Genomic DNA, 20267 nt, shown 5'->3' on the forward strand with positions numbered 1-20267 from the left:
TCTGTTATTTCTGGTTATCGCGCCATTCATAAACCCAGGCGCTCTGTATCATTTCCAGGTGCCCTTCGGTGCTCTGTTCACGGGTTCCTTCGAAACCGGGCAGTTCCAGTATCCACTCCAGCAGCTCGGTGAAACGGATGCGATATATTTTCGCCTCGGTGAAATCATCGCCGAACTTTTCATACAGCTTCATGGCAATGTCTTCATGATCATTCCAGTGGATCGGCGGTTCAAAATGACTCATAACTTTTTAATTAGACAATTCGTCAATTTGATAATTCGACAATGAAAAGTGACAAGAAATTGTCGAATTGTCTAATTATCAAATTGACAAATTATATTTTTATTCTCCTAAAAATTGCGTCTGATCGGGGATTGTGATACTTACCTCTCCTACACTTCCTTCCTGCAATACACATTGGCATCCCAGGCGTGAATTGATGCGCGGGTTAACGGCACGATCAATGAAATCCTCCTCCTTATCGCTCAGGTCTTCCAGCAGGTGCATGCCATCTTCTACATACAGATGACAGGTACTGCAGGCACATACGGCGCCGCAATTGTGGTGTAATTCAATGCCATTATGCAGGCATACCTCCAGCAAACTCTGATCGGCCTTGATGTTGTTCAATATAACCGGCTCCAGTCCCCGCTGCTCAAACTTTACCTTGATCGTGTACATAGTTTCATTTTCCGGTGCAAAAGTATCTGAAAACGAACAAAAAGGCAAAAGACCCTGCGGGAAACGTTTGTTTTAGTGGTTAGCATGACCAAACTGGTGACGAATACTCTCGCTCAGGGCTTCGTACACTTTGCGCAACGATGGATAGTCTTTCAGTAAAGCCTCGTGTTTATGCAGGGTGCTGGTATCATTGCGAAAGGCGGGTCCAGCCTGTACATTCTTCGGGTGAAACGACTGTACCTGACGGGCCGTATCGGCGATGATGGGATAAAAAAGACTAAAATCGATCTGTTCCGCCGCACAATAATCGGCCGCCAGGTGGTATAAATGATTGGTGAAGTTGGATGTGATGGCCGCCAGCAAATGCATGCGTTCCCTGGTAGCATCCCCGGCGCGGGTGATAATACCATTGGTAAATATCCCTGCGATTTTTTCGATGCTTTCGATTGTTGCTGTTGTATTGCCATCAACTATTATAGTCACAGGGTCTATTGTCTCCATGGATTGACGGATCATTTTCATGGGCCACAGTACGCCATAACGGCTGCTTACGGGCTTCAACACTTCTTTGGAAACCGCTCCTGCCGTATGAACAATGAGTTCATTGTGCAACCTGAGTTGTTGGGCAACCGGTTCCAGGCCTGTGTCGCTCACGGCCAGTAAGTAGAGATCAGCACCGGGCTTCAAACCCTTCAGGTCTGTAACCGCGGCTGCACCCAATAGCTGTGCAAGCGATGCGGCATGCGCTTCCTGTCTGCTCCAGACCTGTTCAATTTCATGGCCGGCAGCGTGCATGAGCCGCCCCATCACAGCAGCCACATTACCCGAACCTATGATCACAACCTTCATATCTTTGTATGTATATGGAAATGAAATTAGCACAAAGAGTTGTGATCGGTTATTATAAAACCAAATTCAAGACCATTGGGCTATTATCTCCCCGCAAAGCAGCCGAATCGGCATTCCGCTTTTTCTGTACTCCCTATGTTAAAAAACCCGGCAATAAGGTTCCGCCCATTTTTCACAAAGCAAGCCGCCTTTCCTTTGAGCTGGAAGGCATCACTGTTCGTGGGTTTCACTGGAAACCTGCGCAGGGTACGGGCCGGAAAGTGCTGGTAGCACATGGGTTCAGCAGTTATGGTTATAAATTCGAACAATATGTACAGCCTTTACTCAAAGAAGGTTTTGAAGTTTTCATTTTCGACGCTCCTGCACACGGCACAAGCGATGGCAAAATGATCAATGCCATACTGTACAAAAACATGCTCTTGCGGGTGGAAGTCCTGTACGGCCCTTTTTACGGATTCATTGGGCATTCGCTGGGTGCATTGGCCATTTCCCTGGCCATGGAAGAGATGCCTGATAATCATAACAAAAAAATGATATTGATCGCCCCTGCCACAGAAACCTCCAGGGCCCTCCGTCAATATTGCCGTTTATTGAATATCAAAAAAGAGACGCAGGCAGCCCTGGAAACCATCATCGAATCCATCGCCAACCGATCCATCAGTCATTTATCCGTTAACCGGGCGGTTCGGCAGGTGCCTACCCCCATTTTATGGGTGCATGACCAGCATGACCGTATCTGTCCTTTTAAAGACACCCTTCCGTCCCGGGAACACCCCCTCCCCAACCTGCACTTCCTGGTTACAGAAGGGCTGGGACACAATAAAATATACCGCGATCAGCGGGTGATGAAGGAAATTACCAGCTTTCTGCTGGGTTAACCGTTTATAATCGCCTTTTTTTCAACATTTTTTGCATTTTGCAGGTTTGGCCTAATATTGCATTACATGGCAAAGAATTTATTGATCGTTGAGTCGCCGGCAAAAGCCAGGACAATTGAAAATATCCTTGGAAAAGATTTCGAGGTAAAAAGTTGTTATGGCCATATCCGCGATCTGGAAAAAGACGATATGGGCATTGACCTGAATAACCAGTATCAGCCCCGTTATATTGTTCCCGGCGAGAAAGAAAAAGTAGTCCGTGAACTGAAACAATTGGCCAAAAAGGCCGATGAAGTATGGCTGGCATCGGATGAGGACCGTGAAGGGGAAAGCATCAGCTGGCACCTTGCCGAAGTATTGGGGCTGGACCCCAAAACCACCAAACGCATTGTTTTTCATGAAATTACAGCACCAGCCATTAAAAAAGCGGTGGAAAACCCGAGGAGAATAAACATGAACCTCGTCAATGCCCAGCAGGCCCGCCGAGTGCTGGACAGGCTGGTGGGTTTTGAACTGAGCCCGGTACTCTGGCGTAAAATAGGCATGCAGCGCAGCCTCAGCGCCGGCCGGGTACAAAGTGTGGCCGTAAGACTTATCGTGGAAAGGGAAAGAGAGATCAACCAGTTCGTTCCCGAAAGCAGTTTTAAAATAGAGGCTTTATTTGCCGCCGAAGATATAAATGGTAAGCCGGTCGCTTTCAAGGCAGATGGGCCGGCCAAGCTGGCCTCTCAGGAATCTGCCGAAGCTTTCCTCAATGGCTGTAAAGATGCCACTTACACTGTTACCGATGTAACGGTAAAACCATCTAAAAGAACGCCTACCGCTCCTTTTACCACTTCTACCCTTCAACAGGAAGCGGCCCGTAAACTGGGCTATGGCGTAACCAAGACCATGTTGCTGGCGCAGAAATTATACGAAAGCGGTAAGATCACCTATATGCGTACCGACAGTATCAACCTGAGCGATACGGCCATGCAGGACATACATAAGGAAGTGGCTTCCAGTTATGGCGCAGAATATTACCAGCCCCGCAGATTCAAGAACAAGAACGAGAGTGCGCAGGAAGCCCACGAAGCCATCAGGCCTACTTATATGAGTAATCATACAGTGGCCGATGAAGAGACCCGCAGACTCTATGAACTGATCTGGAAAAGGACCATCGCCTCACAAATGAGCGATGCCGAATTCGAAAAGACGATTGCCAGGATCAATATTTCCACCAACAATGAAACCCTCACCGCTACCGGTGAAGTGATGAAATTCGATGGGTTCCTGAAAGTATATCTCGAGGGTAAAGACGATGAAGATGAAGACAATGAAGGTATCCTGCCACCCCTGGCCGTAGGGCAGCATCCCGAATTCAGGGAGATGACAGCAGTTGAAAAATTTACCCGCCCTGCCCCGCGCTATACGGAAGCATCACTGGTTAAAAAATTAGAGGAACTGGGTATCGGCCGGCCTTCCACCTATGCGCCTACTATTTCCACCATCATTAAGCGTAACTATGTAGAGAAGCGCGATAAGGATGGTGTAAAAAGAGAAGTACGTTTACTGAAACTGGGCAAAAACAACCAGGTAAAAAAAGAAGTACTGGTTGAAAATACCGGTGCAGAAAAAAACAAGCTCTTCCCTACCGACCTGGGCAGTGTTGTGACCGATTTCCTGAAACAACATTTTAAAAAAGTGATGGACTTCGGCTTCACCGCCCGTATAGAAGAAGAGTTCGATGAGATCGCCGAAGGCAAAACGCGCTGGAGCAATATGATCGATTCGTTCTACAAACCTTTTCATGAAGACATTGAGCATACACTCGAAAACGCAGAACGCGCCAAAGGAGAAAGAGAACTGGGCATTGACCCTGCCACCGGCAAAAAAGTGATTGCCCGTATGGGTCGTTATGGCCCCATGGTACAGATTGGCCAGGTTGATGATGAAGAAAAACCCCGTTTTGCCAAACTCAAAGCCACACAAAGTATTGAAACGATTACCATGGAAGAAGCCATGGAATTGTTTGCCCTGCCACGTATACTGGGTGAATATGAAGGACAGGAAGTGGCGGTGAATGTGGGCAGGTTCGGTCCTTATATCAGGCTGGGAGAACAATTCATCTCCATACCCAAGGGCGAAGACCTTTTTGAAATGGATATGGACCGGGCAATACAACTCATCGCAGAAAAACAACAGGCCGACGCCCCCATCGGTTATTACCAGGAGCTCCCTGTTACCAAAGGCAAGGGGCGTTTCGGACCATTTATCAAATGGAACGATATGTTCATCAATATCCCCCGTGCTTATAATTTTGACAATCTCAGTCAGCAGGATATCAATGAACTGGTAGAAAAGAAATTAGAAAAAGAAGCCAACCGGTTCATCAAACAGTGGCCTGAAGAAAAAATCTCTATCGAGAACGGCCGTTGGGGTCCCTTCATTCGCTTCAACAAAAAAATGCTCAAACTGGGTAAAGCACCTGACGGCAACAAATACACCGCTGAAACACTGGCGGATATTAACGTTGAAGAGGTGAAAAAAATGATTGAAGAGCAGGTGCCCAATGCTTTTGCCAAGAAAACAAAAGCCGCTCCAAAAAAGAAAGCAGCAACCAAGAAGGCAGCCGCAAAAAAGACAGCTACCGGAACTAAAAAGGCGACTACAACAAAAAGATAAATGAATTGCTCAATTGTTCATTACACAATTGGGCAATTCACTCATCTTCCCATTTGTTTTAAAAATCTTACATGTGCGGCCACTGCCTGGCGCATGCTGGGGTATTCGATATACTGCAATTGATATTCCATGCATACTTTCCTTACGATCTCGCTGATAGCGGGGTAATGAATATGCGATATTTTGGGGAAAAGGTGATGTTCGATCTGGAAATTCAGTCCGCCTACCAGCCAGCTAACCAGTTTATTACGGGTAGCAAAATTGGCTGTTGTTTTGATCTGGTGGGCCGCGAATTCATCGGGCAGTTTGTGTGATTCTGTATCGGCCACGGGGAATTCCGTATGCTCTACCGTATGGGCCAGTTGGAATACAATGCTCAGGATGAATCCGGCAACCAGGCTCATGACCAGGAAACCGACCAGCCAACTCAGCCAGCCTACAAAAATGACGGGAATGACAACGAATACAAGAATATGGTAAAGTTTAACACCCCAGAATTCAATATGGTCTTTCACGCTCATTTTCTTCAATGGCACATTGCCGATCTTGCGTGAAAAATATTTACTGTAATCTGAAAAAAAGATCCAGAACAGGTACAACAGCATATACAGGGCCCAAAAATAAAAATGCTGGAAGCGATGCATTTTGTATCGCTTTTGTGAAGGCGCCATGCGCATCAATGCGCCAATCTCAATATCATCATCCACCCCGTCTACATTGGTAAAACTATGGTGGATCATATTGTGCTTCATGTTCCACATAAAATGATTCGCGCCCAGCAGGCTGATGGAAGAAGCGGCAATGCGATTCCATCCCTTGTTCGTACTGAAGCTGCCATGGCTGCCATCATGCATAACATTGAAACCAATCCCTGCTACCAATCCACCCAGCACCACACATTCACCCAAAGCCAGGTACCAGACCGGTGTGAAAAAAACAAGGTGAACAAATACGGCGATGAAACCCAATACCATCAGCAATGCTTTGGTAAAGAGCCTGGGGTTACCTGTGGAATCGATCCCTTTTTCGTCAAAATAAGCCTGTACACGCTTCTTCAATTCAGTATGCAGGGATTTTTGAACAGCAGGGAATTTGGGAACAACGGATTGCGACATATACAGCATTGGTTAAGGCGGCACAAGGTAGCCTTTCTGTTCGTCACGACGCATTTTCGCGTGCACTTTTTTTCTTCCAATCTGTTAAAATCAACGTAAGATCTCGCGAATTATTATTTAATATAAAGATCACATTTCCACACAAGTGGGAAAACTTGCATACGATTATCTGGAGAATTTTAGCGTAGTTTGGTGTGGATTATGTGTTGAACCAACTAGCCTTATGCAGGAGACCCGAGAAATAAACGCCCTGTTCAACCTCATAGATGACCCCGATGAGGAAGTATATTCCACGATTTCAGAAAAGATCCTGGGGTACGGCAAGGGCATTATCCCTAACCTGGAGCATCTTTGGGAAACCACCCTGAACGAAGAAACGCAGGAACGGATTGAAATGATCATCCACCGGCTTCATTATACAGACCTGCAAAACGATCTTACGGAGTGGCGCGATAGTCCCTATAACGACCTGCTTTTCGGTTCCCTGCTTGTGTGCAAATTCCAGTATCCCGATCTGCACACAACACCCGTATTACAGGATATTGAAAAGATTCGTCGCAATGTATGGCTGGAGTTGAACAGTTTTCTAACACCGCTTGAGCAGGCCAACGTATTGTCGAGCATCCTGTACAATTATTACAACCTCAAAGGATCGGAAATTGCCCATACGAACCCCGATGATTTTTTCATGCACAAAGTGCTGGAATCAAAAAAGGGCAATACACTCAGCAATGCCATTGTTTACCAGGTGCTTTGTGAGTTGTTGGATATCAATGCCCGGATCATCAATATACCAAGGCAATGCCTGATTGCTTTTTTCCATTCCGATTTTGACCCTGACACCTACAAAGGCAATCCCAAAAACAAAATACATTTTTACATAGACCCCACTTCGGGTCATGCCTACTCGCACGCAGATATAGAAAATTATTTCAAAAGGATTTCAGTACCTCCTGTTTCATTTTATTTCAAGCCGCTCTCGCACAAAAGGATCATACAGGTATTGCTGGAGGAAGTAGCCAAATGCTTCACCAGTCCAAAAGATGAATACAAACAGAAGGAACTGGTGAAGCTGGCAGATCTTTTCAGTTGAACATATTAAACCAGGCTGGCTTCCAAAGTAATGTCCATCTTGTACGCTTTGCTCACCGGGCAATTGGCTTTGGCATCAGCGGCAGCGGCCTGGAACTGGGCATCTGTAATACCGGGCACCTGGGCCTTTGTAGTCAGTTGTGAACTTTTGATAACGCCGTCTTCCAGGGTAATGGCACACTGGGTTTCAATAGAATCGGGCGTGAAGCCTGCAGCCCCGAGCACAAAGCTCAGCTTCATGGTAAAACAACCGGCATGTGCAGCGGCCATCAGTTCTTCGGGGTTGGTACCCACACCATCGGCAAAACGGGAATTGAACGAATACTGTGTTTTGTTCAGGGTAGTGCTCTGGGTGGTCAGGTGTCCGTTTCCCTCTTTGCCGGAGCCATTCCAAACGGCAGTTGCAGTACGTTTCATAAATGTGTTATTTTTAGTTTTACCAAAATTAAATGATATATGATTAGTTGGGCAGATTTTGAAAAAATCGATATCCGCAGCGGAACCATTCTGGAAGTTAATGATTTCCCCGCTGCCAGAAAACCCGCCTACCAGTTAAAGATCGATTTCGGTCCGCTCGGTATCCGCCAAAGTTCGGCCCAGGTTACCCATCATTACTCCAAAGAGTCGCTTATGAAACGCCAGGTACTGGCTGTAGTGAATTTCCCGCCCAAGCAAATTGCCAATTTTTTCAGCGAATGCCTGGTTTTGGGTGTGTATGATGAAAATAATCAGGTAATTTTATTACAGCCCGACCGGGAAGTTGCCAACGGACAACGGGTAGGATAACCCCCAACACTAACCATGGGAGAACTGCACTACACTTACTACGAAAGCCCCATCGGCCTCCTGAAGATCGGAGGCACGGAGCATTATATTGGTGAAGTGACTTTTGTTGACAATCCCGATCAACTCACGCATGGCGAACCCGGCATTACGGAGATCATGCACCAGTGCACCGAACAACTGATCGAATTTTTCCACGGCAGCCGTAGAAATTTTGAATTACCTGTACACCAGGAAGGCACCGACTTTCAAAAAAGGGTTTGGGGAGAACTGCTTGAGATTCCTTACGGCAAAACCATCAGCTATATGGATCTCGCTAAACGGCTTGGCGATCCCAAAGTCATCCGCGCCGCCGCCAGCACCAATGGCAAGAATAATATCGCCATCATCGTTCCCTGTCACCGCGTTATCGGAAGCGATAGGTCGCTCGTAGGGTATGCGGGAGGTATGTGGCGTAAGAAATGGCTGCTCCAGCTCGAATTTAAAATTGCACATGGGGTGCAGACCTTGTTTTAAGTTGATTTTATCCAGCATCTAAGCAACGATCGATGGCATTACAAAGTCAATAAGCAAACCGCATAATCCGGTATTTTCGTGTGATGAAATTCATGCCCAGACTTTGTGTGCTTGTGGTATTGCTGCTTGGTATTTTACAGCCGGGGATTTCCCAACAGGCATGTTCTACATTGGGACAAAACCCATACTCTGCTTTTCCTGTCTGTGGCAGCACCACGTTTTCGCAGCAGTCTGTGCCTATTTGCGGTGGTAAGACTGTTCATACCTTATGTTCAAACCAAACCATTTATACAGACAAAAATCCTTTCTGGTACAAATTCACCTGCTATACTGCCGGCACATTGGGCTTTGTTATTACACCCTTAGCACAAAATGAAGACTATGACTGGCAGCTATTCGATATTACCAATCACGATCCCATGGATGTCTATACTGACCCGTCGTTGTATGTTTCTGCAAACTGGTCTGGTTCCTATGGTCCAACAGGTACTTCGGCTAATGCTCGTAATCCATATGAATGCTCTTCTTCTCCCGACCAGGGTGTATCAACATTCAGTATTATGCCCGCACTCATTGTAGGTCACCAATACATATTACTGGTCAGTCATTTTTCCGATACACAAAGTGGCTACACTTTATCTTTCGGTGGTGGTACTGCTAGTATTGTAAATCCCATAGTACCGCTTATTAGAAATGCCTATGCGGTGTGTGATGGCACTGAGATCGTTGTAGTGTTGAACAAAAAAATAAAATGCAAGAGTATTGATGCCGATGGAAGCGATTTTAAAGTCAGTGGCCCAGGCAATGTATCTATCGTTTCTGCTACCGGCAATGGATGCGGCAACAGTTTTGATTCAGATTCCATACTATTGAAACTGAATGGAACACTCGCACCCGGCACCTACCAGGTAACGGCACAAGTGGGCACTGATGGCAATACACTGGTTGACAATTGTGATAACCAACTGGCTGCCGGATCCAATACCAGCCTGAGTTTTACCCCTGCTGCTCCCACACCGATGGACAGTATTCGTCCCGTGCTGTGTATCACCGACACACTCCAACTGGTATTCAAGAACCCCATCAATTGCAACTCCATTTCGGAAGATGGCAGTGACTTTGTTATTACAGGCCCTGTTCCGGTTACTATTAAAAGTGCAACAGGTAATTGCAGCGGTGGGGCATCTACCCTCATCAACATTTTGCTTACCGCGCCTATCAAAACAAACGGCACGTTTGTAGTAACACTGCGCAATGGTACTGATGGCAATACACTCATCAATGTATGCGGGCAAAGTACTCCTGCCGGCTCTTCTATCCGTTTTACCACACAAAATATTGTTACAGCCGATTTTCAGCCAACAGTCAATACCGGTTGTAAATACGATACCCTTCTGCTCACGCATAATGGTAACAACAACGCCAGCCAATGGAACTGGAGCATAGACGACGGCAATATCAGCACTGTGCAGAACCCCGTATTAAAATACAATACGTTTGGCACAAAAAAGATTCGCTTGCTGGTCAGCAATGGCAAATGCAGCGACACAGCAGCAACTTCGGTTACATTGCCCGACCTGACCGTAAAAGCAGCTTTTAATGCACGGGATTCTTTGTGCCCTTCCGATACCCTCGTCTTTACAGATGCCAGTACCAGTGCCAGTGGGGTTATCAAGTGGAACTGGAATTTCGGGAATGGCACTACCAGTATGGTGCAGTCGCCACCTGCACAACGTTACCCACTGGTTTCTCGCATCAGTTCTTATACTGCCCAGTTGGTTGCCACCAATAATAGTCACTGCAGTGATACTGCTTATCGAAGTATTACATTATTGGTTAGTTGTTATATAGCGGTTCCTTCGGCATTCACACCCAATGGCGATGGGTTGAACGATTATCTCTACCCGCTCAACGCTTTCAAAGCCGGCAATATGATATTCCGGGTCTTCAACCGGTATGGGCAAATCATTTTTGAATCGGGGGATCCGGGCAAAAAATGGGATGGCACGCTCAACGGCATGCAACAACCCAGTGGTACTTATGTGTGGACACTTGAGTTCACTCATAAAGACACGGGGCAAAAGTTGTTTATGAATGGAACGGCTGTATTAATAAGATAATGCAAAAGCCAAAATAGAATTTGAGTGTTTTTATATTTTGAGTTATGCATTTTGAATTACAAACTCATATCATTACTTGTGAAACTCAAAGGCAGCAACATGCTCGCTTCCGGAATGATGTACACTTTCCCTTCCATACCACTAATGATGATGCGAATGGGCGTTTTAAAATGTGTCTCGTGCTCCAACAGACTCTGCCGGCAAAGGCCACATGGAGATACAGGGTGATCGCTGGCTCCATGCTGGTTGTGGTAACTAATGGCAAGCGTGGTAACCGGCACTCCCGGGCAAAGTGAAGAAGCTGCCGAAAGCAGCACCCGTTCGGCACAGATACCCACAGGATAACTCGCATTCTCCTGGTTGCTTCCCTTCATCTCTTTTCCGTTGGCGAGCATCGCTACAGCCCCTACTTTAAATTCAGAATATGGCGCATAGGCTATCTGCGTCGTTTCACGGGCCTGGGCCAGTAACCGGGCATCCTGGGGTGCAAGCTGATCGATGCCATCATATACTTCGTAATCAAAACCATAATGCATTTGCTTCATGGCAAACTTATTTAGACAAAAAAGTCCTCAACGCCAAAGCGATGAGGACCCCTTACGGTAAATAAAGATAATCTATTTGATACTATTAAACAAGCGCTTCCAGCGCAAGCCCTTATCCCAGCTGAACCAGATCAGCGAGGCCTTTCCTACGATATGTGTTTCGGGTACAAAACCCCAGTAACGGCTATCCTGACTACGATGGCGGTTATCTCCCATCATCCAGTAATAAGTGTATTGCGTGGTATAAGTATTCGCTTCTTTTCCGTTGATGAAATATTTGCCGTCACGCTCTTCCAGTTTGTTGTGTTCGTAAGTAGCGATCAATCTCCTGTACAGCGCAATGGTTTGCGGATTGAGCGGCAGCACATCTCCTTTTTTAGGTATTCGGATGGGCCCGTAATTATCGACCGACCAGGGGTAATTGGCGTCGTCGTTAGGGAAAGTATTGCCCACAAAATTATCAACGTGCGGTGTTACCGATTTAATGTGTGGCTGCTTCTTCACCATCTCCGCCTCGGCATGTGTCATATTGATCACATACAACCCTGGTGTATTGGTAACAGGCCGTAGTTGCATGCGGTTATTGTCTTCCGTGTCGATCCCCAATTCTTTTACGAGTTCTTCCGGCAAAGCATTGCCATCTGTGGTAACCAGGTATTCTGTTTGTGAATTGGGCGGAACCAGGGCAGGTTGTCCGTTTATATATAATACGCCTTCTTTTACCTGTAGCAGATCTCCTCCTACCGCCACGCAACGTTTGATGTAATTATCGGTTTTATCCATCGGATGTACAATGATGGGCGGCAGCGAAGCATCGGCCATCATTTCTTCGCGATTACCCTTGTATTGGGTACGCAGCACATCATAATAAGTAACCTTACTGCCATAATCGGGATGATTGATGATGGTATCTCCGGCGGGAAAATTGAACACCACCACATCGTTCCGTTTTACTTCTGAAAAAGCATAGAGTCGCTTATATGGCAACTGCACCGCTTTAATATAAGAAGGTGTTGTTTGCGAGAAGGGCATGGTATTGTGTACAAAAGGAAAACTGAGCGGCGTTTGCGGAATGCGGGCGCCGTAGGTCATTTTATTCACAAAGAGAAAATCATTGATCAGCAATGTCTTCTCCATACTCTCGGTAGGAATCACATACGCTTCAAAAATAAACGTGCGGATGATGGTAGCCGCCACTACGGCAAATACACCTGCATCGATCCATTCCCTCGATACCGGCTTCCGATAACTGTGGAAGCCTGCTTCACCATACCATTTTTCGTCTTTGGAGAAGCCGAGATAAGGCAGGTAAATAAAGGGCACCAGTACGGTAAGCGTATGATGTATCAGGTTGAACCGCTTGAAGTGCATTACAAAGATGATGGTGATCCAGATGGTAATGAATTGTCCCGCTATAGGAATCAGCTGCAACCAAAACCAGTATTTGCGTATATGGCATTGCTGAACAATGAGCCAGGTATTGTAGAAAGGAATCAGCGCTTTCCAGGGAGTGAGTCCCGCTTTTTTAAACATACCATACAAACCGATATGCCAGCCAACCACATAAATAATGCATAAAAACAAACCCATATTGTCCGATTAAGTAGTAACAAAAATATCCTTTTCACCCAGTTCCGGGCTTTCAGAAGGTCAAAGTTTTCTTAAATAAATGCTATTTGGGCAGTACATACGCCGCTACATCTGCCGCGGTGATCTCTTTACCCGATAAAATGATGAGTCGCTCCACCACATTCCGCAGTTCGCGGATATTGCCGGTCCAGTTGTGCTGCTTCAACGCGTCCAACGCTTTTTTATCGATTCCCTTTTTGACCTGCCCGTATTCTTCTGCCACATCGGTCAGGAACTTTTCAACCAGCAGGGGCACATCATCGCGCCGCTCATTCAGCGAAGGCACATGTATCAATATCACGCCCAGCCTGTGGTACAGGTCGAGCCGGAAGCTCTTGGCATCTACTTCTTTGAGTAGGTCTTTATTGGTGGCGGCAATTACACGCACATCTACCGATATTTCTTTTTCACCACCCACCCGGGTGATCTTGCCCTCTTGCAGTGCACGCAGCACTTTAGCCTGCGCGCCCAGACTCATATCACCTATCTCATCCAGGAAAAGCGTTCCTCCATGTGCCTGTTCAAATTTGCCGATACGCTGTTTGATGGCTGAAGTGAAAGAGCCTTTTTCGTGGCCGAACAATTCGCTTTCAATGAGCTCGCTGGGAATAGCGGCGCAGTTCACTTCTATCAGCGGTGCGCCGGCACGGTTACTCTTCTCATGCAGCCAGCGGGCTACTAATTCTTTACCGCTGCCATTCTCACCGGTGATCAGCACCCTGGCATCGGTAGGTGCTACTTTATCAATGGTCTCTTTGATCTTTACAATGGCTTCGCTCTCCCCAATGATCTCCTGTACTTTGGATACTTTGCGTTTGAGCACCCGGGTCTCTTTTACGAGCGAAGTCCTGTCCATCGCATTGCGGATGGTGATCAGCAACCTGTTGAGATCGGGCGGCTTGGATATATAATCGAAAGCCCCCTTCTTCACAGCATCCACTGCTGTTTCTATATTACCGTGCCCACTGATCATGATCACCGGTATTTCCGGGTTGTGATCAGTGGCTTTTTGCAGGAATTCCAATCCGTCGAGTTTGGGCATTTTGATATCGCACAAAACAATGTCGTAGGTAGAGGTTGTAAATTTTTTCAGTCCTTCTTCTCCATCCGCCGCCTCATCCACTTTGAATCCTTCATTCCCGAGAATATCTTTCAATACACTCCTGATGGCGCGTTCATCATCAATGATCAGAATATTGGGCATGGTACTCTTTGTTTGTTGCTAAGATAGGGAGATCAGAAACTATATTGGACACCGGCGAAAAAGTTCCGGCCGGGCGCCGGGTTATAGAACCTTTTACCAACGGCATTGATATCGTTCCCCAGGCTGTATACCTGGTTCAGGAGGTTATCAACACCTGCGAAAAAATGCAGTATGCGGCCGTTCTTTTTCCAGCGATAGCCTGCCTTCCATTGCAGCAACTGGTATGCAGCCGCATACACATCGTTGGCATCCGTCAGCGGCAATGAGCTGGTAGCGTTCAATGAAACAGCGCTATAGAGACCATTCTTTGTTTCCAGGTCCAGTCCGCTTACCCAACCATTCCGCGGCACACCCGTGAGTGCATTACCCGAATAATCGATGGTGCCTTGTTTGTACCCCTCGAAATAATAAGGCTGGTAGCTATAGCTGCTCCATACCTGCAGTTGGTTGATGAACCCTTGCGGCCGCAGCGGTAATCGATACCGCAACAGCGCCTCCACTCCTTTCTGCACAGCGCCTCCTGCATTTACAAAATATTCGGCTCCGGCGCTGTTAACCCTTCTTACAATCGCATCCTGTAACCTGAAATAATAAGCAGCCACATCGAATTGCAAACGCCTGTTCAGCGCATAACCCTTGATCCCTGCCTCGTAGTTCCATCCCTGCTCTGCATTCAGGTCTCCATGGTAGTTCCGGTCTGCCGGCCTTAGCTCAGCCTGCGTAGGCGGAGAAAATCCTTTGGCTATCAGCGCATATATTGTTACCCCAGGCTTCAACCGATAGGATAATGCTATGCGGGGTGTTAATACCGCATTGATCTGGCGGCGCTGTTCAACAGGCGAAGGGTCCGATAGCCTGATGAAACTGTACGATTGATTATTCAAACTCAAGCCCGCAGTAATATCCCATTTTGCACCCGGACGATAACTGGCCTGTGTAAACAGAATCCATTGTGCAGCGTGTACTTTGTCTTTGAATTGCACGGTGTCCTGCACACCGGCGCGGTTACCATAATCGTCAATGGCCGATCTGTTATATAGCCATTCTGCGCCGCTCACCCATTGCAACACGCCAGGTGAACGGCGTGGATGAAAACTGAAATGAAAACCTGCTCCAAGGTTGTCTTCAGCCCTTTTTTCATAATTGGTGATGAAGGGATTGCGGAACCGCGTGGTATTGGCTGTTACAAAACTTTTGAGTTGCCATACATCACTCAATGCCGCTTCATGAGATATGCCTGCAAAAAAAGTGCTGTTGTAAATGGCAGTTTTTTGCTGTACCGCACCTGGCAGGTTCCCGGCGGGCTGCCGCGCCAGTTGCGGATCCTGTTGCATTTGCGCCAGCGTAATACCCCCGGGTGTTTGATAATACAGGTTGGTATAAAAAAGCAGGAATTTCAATTGTTGTTGTTTGAAAGAAAAAGCACCGTTCCATTGCAATCCATCCCTGCGCATGGCCGACTGCTGGCGGTAACCATCCGATTGTGTATGTACTTGTTGCAATGAAGAATGAAAGGTCTGGTTACTGTATTGCCATCCTGCTTGTTGTTGCAGCAGTCCGTACGACCCGCCCAACAGCCCTGCTTCAAAATGATGTGTCGACTGTAGACTGAAAGTATCAACTGAGCGCAGCAACAATGCCCCGCCCGTGCCGGCGCCATATACGCTTGCAGCCGGACCTTTCAGCAGTTCTGCACCGCTGAGTTGCTGTACAGACAAGAGGTTGAGATAAGTATTGCCTCCCCCATCGGTCAGGGGAAAATCATTCCAGTATACTTTTATATTACGTACCCCGAAAGGCGAGCGCAGCAGGCTGCCGCGGAAAGATAAGCGGTAGCTGGCAGGTGATCTTTCTTCCATCCGCACACCTGGTATGGTATTGAAAGATGATACCAGGGTAACCGGAGATATTTTTTGTAATCCTTCCCTGTTGATCGTTGCAATGGCCGCTGGCAGTGATTCCCATTTTGCATTCCCATAAAAAGCAGTTACTACTACTTCGTCCAGTTTCGCAGCACTGTCTTGCTGACTGGTTTGCCAAGCAAACGACACTTTCGTTGAGCAACAAGCTATGAGCATGAGGAGGGAGAGGCGCATCAGTTGATATTATGAAAAGACAATAAAAAAAACCCGGAACACAAAATTCCGGGTTTACTGTATATATAATTCGTTTATTTTTTCATGTACATGACTTCTTTTACCAGCTTCACCGTCCTGCTGATATCGGGAATGGCAAGCGCAGCGAGGTTGGGCGCATAGTGCATAGGCGCATCTGCGCTGGTGATGCGGCGAATTGGCGCATCGAGGTAATCGAAGCCCTCTTTCTGTATGCGGTAGGTGATCTCTGAAGAAACAGAAGCAAAGGGCCATTGTTCTTCTACAATCACCAGGCGGTTGGTTTTCTTAACACTTTCAAGGATGGTTCTCCAATCAAGCGGACGAATTGTACGGAGGTCGATCACTTCTGCACTCACACCTTCTTTTTCCAGTTCTGCAGCGGCGCCCAAAGCCACTTTCATCATCTTATTAAAAGAAACGATGGTTACATCGCGGCCCTGTTTTTTAACATCGGCCTTACCCAGGGGAATATAATATTCTTCTTCAGGCACATCGCTTTTATCACCATAGCCTACTTCCGACTCCATAAAAATAACGGGATCTTCTTCGTAACGGATGGCTTGCTTCAGCAAACCTTTGGCATCATATCCATTAGAGGGTGATACCACTTTGAGGCCGGGAATATTGGCATAGTAGCTTTCAAAAGCTGTAGAGTGCTGGGCACCCAACTGGCCGGCGCTACCGTTGGGGCCGCGGAACACAATCGGACAACCGATCTGCCCGCCGCTCATGGCCAGCATTTTAGAAGCGGTATTCAGGATCTGGTCCAGGGCCAGCACGGCAAAGTTCCAGGTCATGAATTCCACAACAGGACGCAGTCCGTTCTGGGCAGCACCCACTGCCACTGCAGCAAATCCCAGCTCAGAAATGGGTGTATCAATTACTCGTTTCTCTCCAAATTCTGCCAGCATACCCTGGCTCACTTTATAGGCTCCATTATACTCGGCCACTTCCTCACCCATGAGGAAAACCCGCTCGTCTCTTCTCATCTCTTCACTCATGGCTTCACGCAAAGCCTCTCTTAAAGCAATTGAACGCATATCGCTGTTGGTTAAATTGAGGGGCAAAAATATAAGATTATGGGGTATAAAACCAAAAAGAAATCCCCTGTTGGGCAAACAGGGGATCTTCCGCTTTATTGTTAAGCAGTTTAAAACACATTAAAACCATAGCTGATATAGTAAAGCCCTCCGATCTGCGGGTTACCAAAACCAGTACGGTAATATTTATTGAATATGTTGGAGCCGCCTATTTTGATCAATGATTTGGAAGCAGGCAGCTTGTAGCTCACCATCGCATCTACTGTTGAATAAGATGGCATGGGACCTACTGCAAATGTGCCTTCATAATTGAATTTATCGATCCACCTGTATACCACACTGAAACCGAAGCGGTTGTCTTTCAGGAAACCTGAATTGCTGAATGCCAGGTTAACGCGGTATTTGGGGGTATTGAAAAAAGATACAAATCCTGCTGGCAGGTCTCCTATCACGTCTGAATACACGTTACCACTTACAGAATAGTTCTTGGGCAACAGGTATTCCAGTGAAGCGCCCCATCCGCTCGTGGTTACCTCAGTAGGGGTATTGACTGCAATACTGTAAATGGTGCGTGTAGAGGGACTCAACAGGCCGATCGGACTGCCTGTATTAGATTGTATCACAACCACCCTGCTAAGGAAGTCTTTGGATTTGCCCCAGTAACCATATACATCTATCAACAGTTTTTTGTCGACCAGGCCTTTGTAGCCGACTTCAAAAGAACGGCTGGATTCTGGTTTGAATTCGCCGAATTGTTGTTCTTGTAATAATGCCGGATTAGGACTGCCCGCAGCAGCACTTGCGCCGAATGCAGCTACACTGCCCGGTGTGTATACTTTATTACCACTGAAGTTATAATAGTCACGCAACTGCGGCAATCCGCCCATTAAACGAACACCGCCACTCACCAACAGGTTGATCCACTGGTCTTGCGTGGTGGGAAATCGATAAGCTGTCTGGTAAGAGAAACGCAGGTTATGATCTTTTGCCAGCTTCACTACCGCTGTTGCCCTGGGGGTAAAACGTCCGGCGAAATTGGTATTCTTATCGTAACGTCCAGATACGGTGAGTTTCAGCACATCGTTCAGCATTTTTTGTGATACCTGTCCGTATGCACCTACTTCATTGATCTTGATAGTACCTGCTGTATCGGCAAACAAAGTACCTTTTGAATCCAGTACATATTGTTTGAAGCTGCCCCCCACCAATAGTTCTGTGCCCGACTTATCGAGCCCCAGGTCGTTGGTAAAATTGTATTGTCCCTCTACCACATTCAATTTAGATTGATCGAGGAACAAACCACCTCCCTGTGAAATGGGTTTTCCAGCCACTTGTTGGAACATCAGGTTGTTACCGATAAAGCCGGTAGGTCTGCCCTGGTCGGCAAAACCTCTTGCAGCAGCATGCGCCGTCAGGTCAGGTGCCCCCTGATCGCGGGCAGCAACATACGCCGAAAGATATTGCGGGTACCAGGTAGCGCTGGCTTTCCACGCCTCGTTGAAGAGACGGGTAGTTACGGTTGCATTGAAAGAACTTCCGGCATTCTCACGGGTGGTATAGGCCCGCACATGCCAGTTCCTGTGACGAAGTTCCAGTTTGTATTGACCAATTTTCAGGTCTTTTAATGAATAGCGGTCGCTACCAGTATAGACAGAATTACCGGTACCGAAATAAGCAGCAAGCGATGCTTCGATGGAATTGCTGAGTTTGTAGTGCAGGGCTCCCGACAATTTCAGGTTCACGGTATTGGGATCGATCACATCTTTTTCGTCGTACCCGGTTCTGCTCACACTTTGGTTACCAAAATAATTTTTATTGGCATTCGAACCATAGAGAATGGGTACATAAGGCGCCAGCGGAGCCAGGCTGGCATTGCCCGCTACAAAGGCACTCAACTGTGCCAGCGTCATGGAAGGATTGCTGTTGATAATGCCATCAATAGCGGCCGTACCGCCTGCCCCTACAGCGCTGCGTACGCTGGCAGCGATGCCTGCCATTGGTTGGGTGGTTTCATCACCATACACATTCACACCATCATAATTGGGATCGGTGTACCTGCTGCCGGGAATGACTTGTCCGTATGGCGCATAAGGCGTACTCGCCCTTGAATAGTTATTGGTTTGGTTGGCCACCCAGTCCTGGGCCTGTATCAGCTGCGCTCCTATCTTAAACGCCCAACGCTCACTCAGCTTTTTGGCCCAACGAAGACTCCAGTCGTAATAGGGCGCCTTGTTGCGTTCATAATTATCGATATGATTGACGCCCTGTTTGATCTGGAAACTCAATCCCTGGTATTTGAAAGGGTTCTTACTATTGATCAAAATAGTACCATTGGTACCGCCCGGACCATACAACGCCGAAGAAGCGCCCGGCAACAATTCCATATTGTCTACATCCAGTTCGGTGAGCCCGATAACATTACCTACAGAAAAGTTCAGGCCCGGAGCCTGGTTATCCATACCATCTACCAATTGGTTGAGTTTGGTGTTACCGCTGCTATTGAACCCGCGGGTACCCATACTTTTAAAAGTGAGACTGGCAGTTACCACATCAACCCCTTTCAGGTTGGTGATCATATCGTAGTAGTTGGCAGCCGGTGTATTGCGGATGGCAGCACTGCTGATCCGTTCGATGGAAACCGGAGATTCCAGTATTTTTTCAGGGGTGCGCGAAGCAGCTACCACTACTTCATCACCCAGTGTAAAAGAAACGTCCAGGTCAACACTCAGCGCCTCACCGCCTTTAAAATCGATTTCTTTTGTACCGTAACCTACCGAAGAAAATATCAATGTAAATGGAGGTTTTTGTACGGTGGTAAACCTGAAATTGCCTTTATCATCTGTAAATGTACCAGTAGCTCCTCCTTTGATGGTTACTGATACCGCCGATATAGCTTCTTTCGATTTGCTGTTCTTCACACTACCCGAAACAGTGGTGGTCTGCTGCGCCGTGACATGAACGGATATTGCCGATGCCGCAATAGCCAGCAAGCAGTTGCTGTGTGGTCTTCTCATAGTATAGGCAAGTTTAGTT

Annotated in this window: 17 protein-coding genes; 6 read left to right on the forward strand and 11 right to left on the reverse strand. The window is 47.1% G+C overall.

The window, feature by feature from the left end; genetic code table 11:
• Positions 1 to 4: 4 nt before the first annotated feature.
• From iscX to BLU98_RS04715, 3 genes are all read right to left on the reverse strand, one after another.
• Positions 5 to 244: a Fe-S cluster assembly protein IscX gene (gene iscX, locus BLU98_RS04705; protein ID WP_026770353.1), complete on the reverse strand. Its 240-nt coding sequence runs from the start codon at positions 242 to 244 to the stop codon at positions 5 to 7.
• Between the two features lie 99 nt (positions 245 to 343).
• Entirely contained in the window at positions 344 to 682 is a 339-nt protein-coding gene (locus BLU98_RS04710) for a 2Fe-2S iron-sulfur cluster-binding protein (RefSeq protein ID WP_092722543.1), read from the reverse strand.
• A 72-nt stretch (positions 683 to 754) separates the two neighbouring features.
• Positions 755 to 1531, reverse strand: coding sequence for a Rossmann-like and DUF2520 domain-containing protein (locus tag BLU98_RS04715; protein WP_092722545.1), 777 nt, complete (start codon positions 1529 to 1531; stop codon positions 755 to 757).
• A 14-nt stretch (positions 1532 to 1545) separates the two neighbouring features.
• On the opposite strand from BLU98_RS04715, the gene BLU98_RS04720 reads away from it, so the two are divergent.
• Entirely contained in the window at positions 1546 to 2409 is an 864-nt protein-coding gene (locus tag BLU98_RS04720; RefSeq protein WP_257574707.1) for an alpha/beta hydrolase, read from the forward strand.
• A 66-nt stretch (positions 2410 to 2475) separates the two neighbouring features.
• A complete protein-coding gene (gene topA / locus BLU98_RS04725) occupies positions 2476 to 5073 on the forward strand; it encodes a type I DNA topoisomerase (RefSeq protein WP_092722549.1) in 2598 nt (865 codons plus the stop codon).
• A 41-nt stretch (positions 5074 to 5114) separates the two neighbouring features.
• Here topA and BLU98_RS04730 read toward each other — a convergent pair whose 3' ends face one another.
• A complete protein-coding gene (locus BLU98_RS04730) occupies positions 5115 to 6188 on the reverse strand; it encodes a fatty acid desaturase family protein (protein ID WP_092722551.1) in 1074 nt (357 codons plus the stop codon).
• A 223-nt stretch (positions 6189 to 6411) separates the two neighbouring features.
• On the opposite strand from BLU98_RS04730, the gene BLU98_RS04735 reads away from it, so the two are divergent.
• Positions 6412 to 7281 carry a transglutaminase family protein gene (locus tag BLU98_RS04735; RefSeq protein ID WP_026773795.1) on the forward strand — a complete coding sequence of 290 codons (870 nt, stop codon included), beginning with the start codon at positions 6412 to 6414 and terminating at the stop codon, positions 7279 to 7281.
• A 5-nt stretch (positions 7282 to 7286) separates the two neighbouring features.
• Here the strand turns inward: BLU98_RS04735 and BLU98_RS04740 are convergent, their stop codons facing one another.
• Entirely contained in the window at positions 7287 to 7697 is a 411-nt protein-coding gene (locus BLU98_RS04740) for an OsmC family peroxiredoxin (RefSeq protein WP_026770360.1), read from the reverse strand.
• Between the two features lie 39 nt (positions 7698 to 7736).
• Between BLU98_RS04740 and BLU98_RS04745 the strand changes: the two genes are divergently transcribed.
• From BLU98_RS04745 to BLU98_RS04755, 3 genes are all read left to right on the forward strand, one after another.
• Positions 7737 to 8066: a tRNA-binding protein gene (locus BLU98_RS04745; RefSeq protein WP_092722553.1), complete on the forward strand. Its 330-nt coding sequence runs from the start codon at positions 7737 to 7739 to the stop codon at positions 8064 to 8066.
• Between the two features lie 15 nt (positions 8067 to 8081).
• Entirely contained in the window at positions 8082 to 8579 is a 498-nt protein-coding gene (locus tag BLU98_RS04750; protein ID WP_092722555.1) for a methylated-DNA--[protein]-cysteine S-methyltransferase, read from the forward strand.
• Positions 8580 to 8662: 83 nt separating this feature from the next.
• Entirely contained in the window at positions 8663 to 10699 is a 2037-nt protein-coding gene (locus tag BLU98_RS04755) for a T9SS type B sorting domain-containing protein (protein ID WP_257574708.1), read from the forward strand.
• A gap of 56 nt (positions 10700 to 10755) precedes the next feature.
• On the opposite strand, the gene BLU98_RS04760 is transcribed toward BLU98_RS04755, so the two are convergent.
• The 6 genes from BLU98_RS04760 to BLU98_RS04785 form a co-directional block, all read right to left on the reverse strand.
• Entirely contained in the window at positions 10756 to 11244 is a 489-nt protein-coding gene (locus BLU98_RS04760) for a cytidine deaminase (RefSeq protein WP_092722557.1), read from the reverse strand.
• Between the two features lie 72 nt (positions 11245 to 11316).
• Positions 11317 to 12834, reverse strand: coding sequence for a signal peptidase I (gene lepB / locus BLU98_RS04765; protein WP_092722559.1), 1518 nt, complete (start codon positions 12832 to 12834; stop codon positions 11317 to 11319).
• 82 nt (positions 12835 to 12916) lie between these two features.
• Positions 12917 to 14077, reverse strand: a complete 1161-nt coding sequence (locus BLU98_RS04770) for a sigma-54-dependent transcriptional regulator (protein WP_092722561.1) — start codon at positions 14075 to 14077, stop codon at positions 12917 to 12919.
• A 32-nt stretch (positions 14078 to 14109) separates the two neighbouring features.
• Positions 14110 to 16173 carry a TonB-dependent receptor gene (locus tag BLU98_RS04775; protein ID WP_092722563.1) on the reverse strand — a complete coding sequence of 688 codons (2064 nt, stop codon included), beginning with the start codon at positions 16171 to 16173 and terminating at the stop codon, positions 14110 to 14112.
• Between the two features lie 74 nt (positions 16174 to 16247).
• The gene (locus tag BLU98_RS04780) at positions 16248 to 17234 is read right to left on the reverse strand and encodes a pyruvate dehydrogenase complex E1 component subunit beta (protein WP_026770368.1); all 987 of its coding nucleotides are present in this window, start codon (positions 17232 to 17234) and stop codon (positions 16248 to 16250) included.
• Between the two features lie 110 nt (positions 17235 to 17344).
• Positions 17345 to 20248: a TonB-dependent receptor domain-containing protein gene (locus tag BLU98_RS04785; RefSeq protein ID WP_092722565.1), complete on the reverse strand. Its 2904-nt coding sequence runs from the start codon at positions 20246 to 20248 to the stop codon at positions 17345 to 17347.
• Positions 20249 to 20267 lie beyond the last annotated feature (19 nt).

It is taken from the genome of Hydrobacter penzbergensis (genome assembly GCF_900106985.1).
Classification (GTDB): Bacteria; Bacteroidota; Bacteroidia; order Chitinophagales; family Chitinophagaceae; genus Sediminibacterium; species Sediminibacterium magnilacihabitans.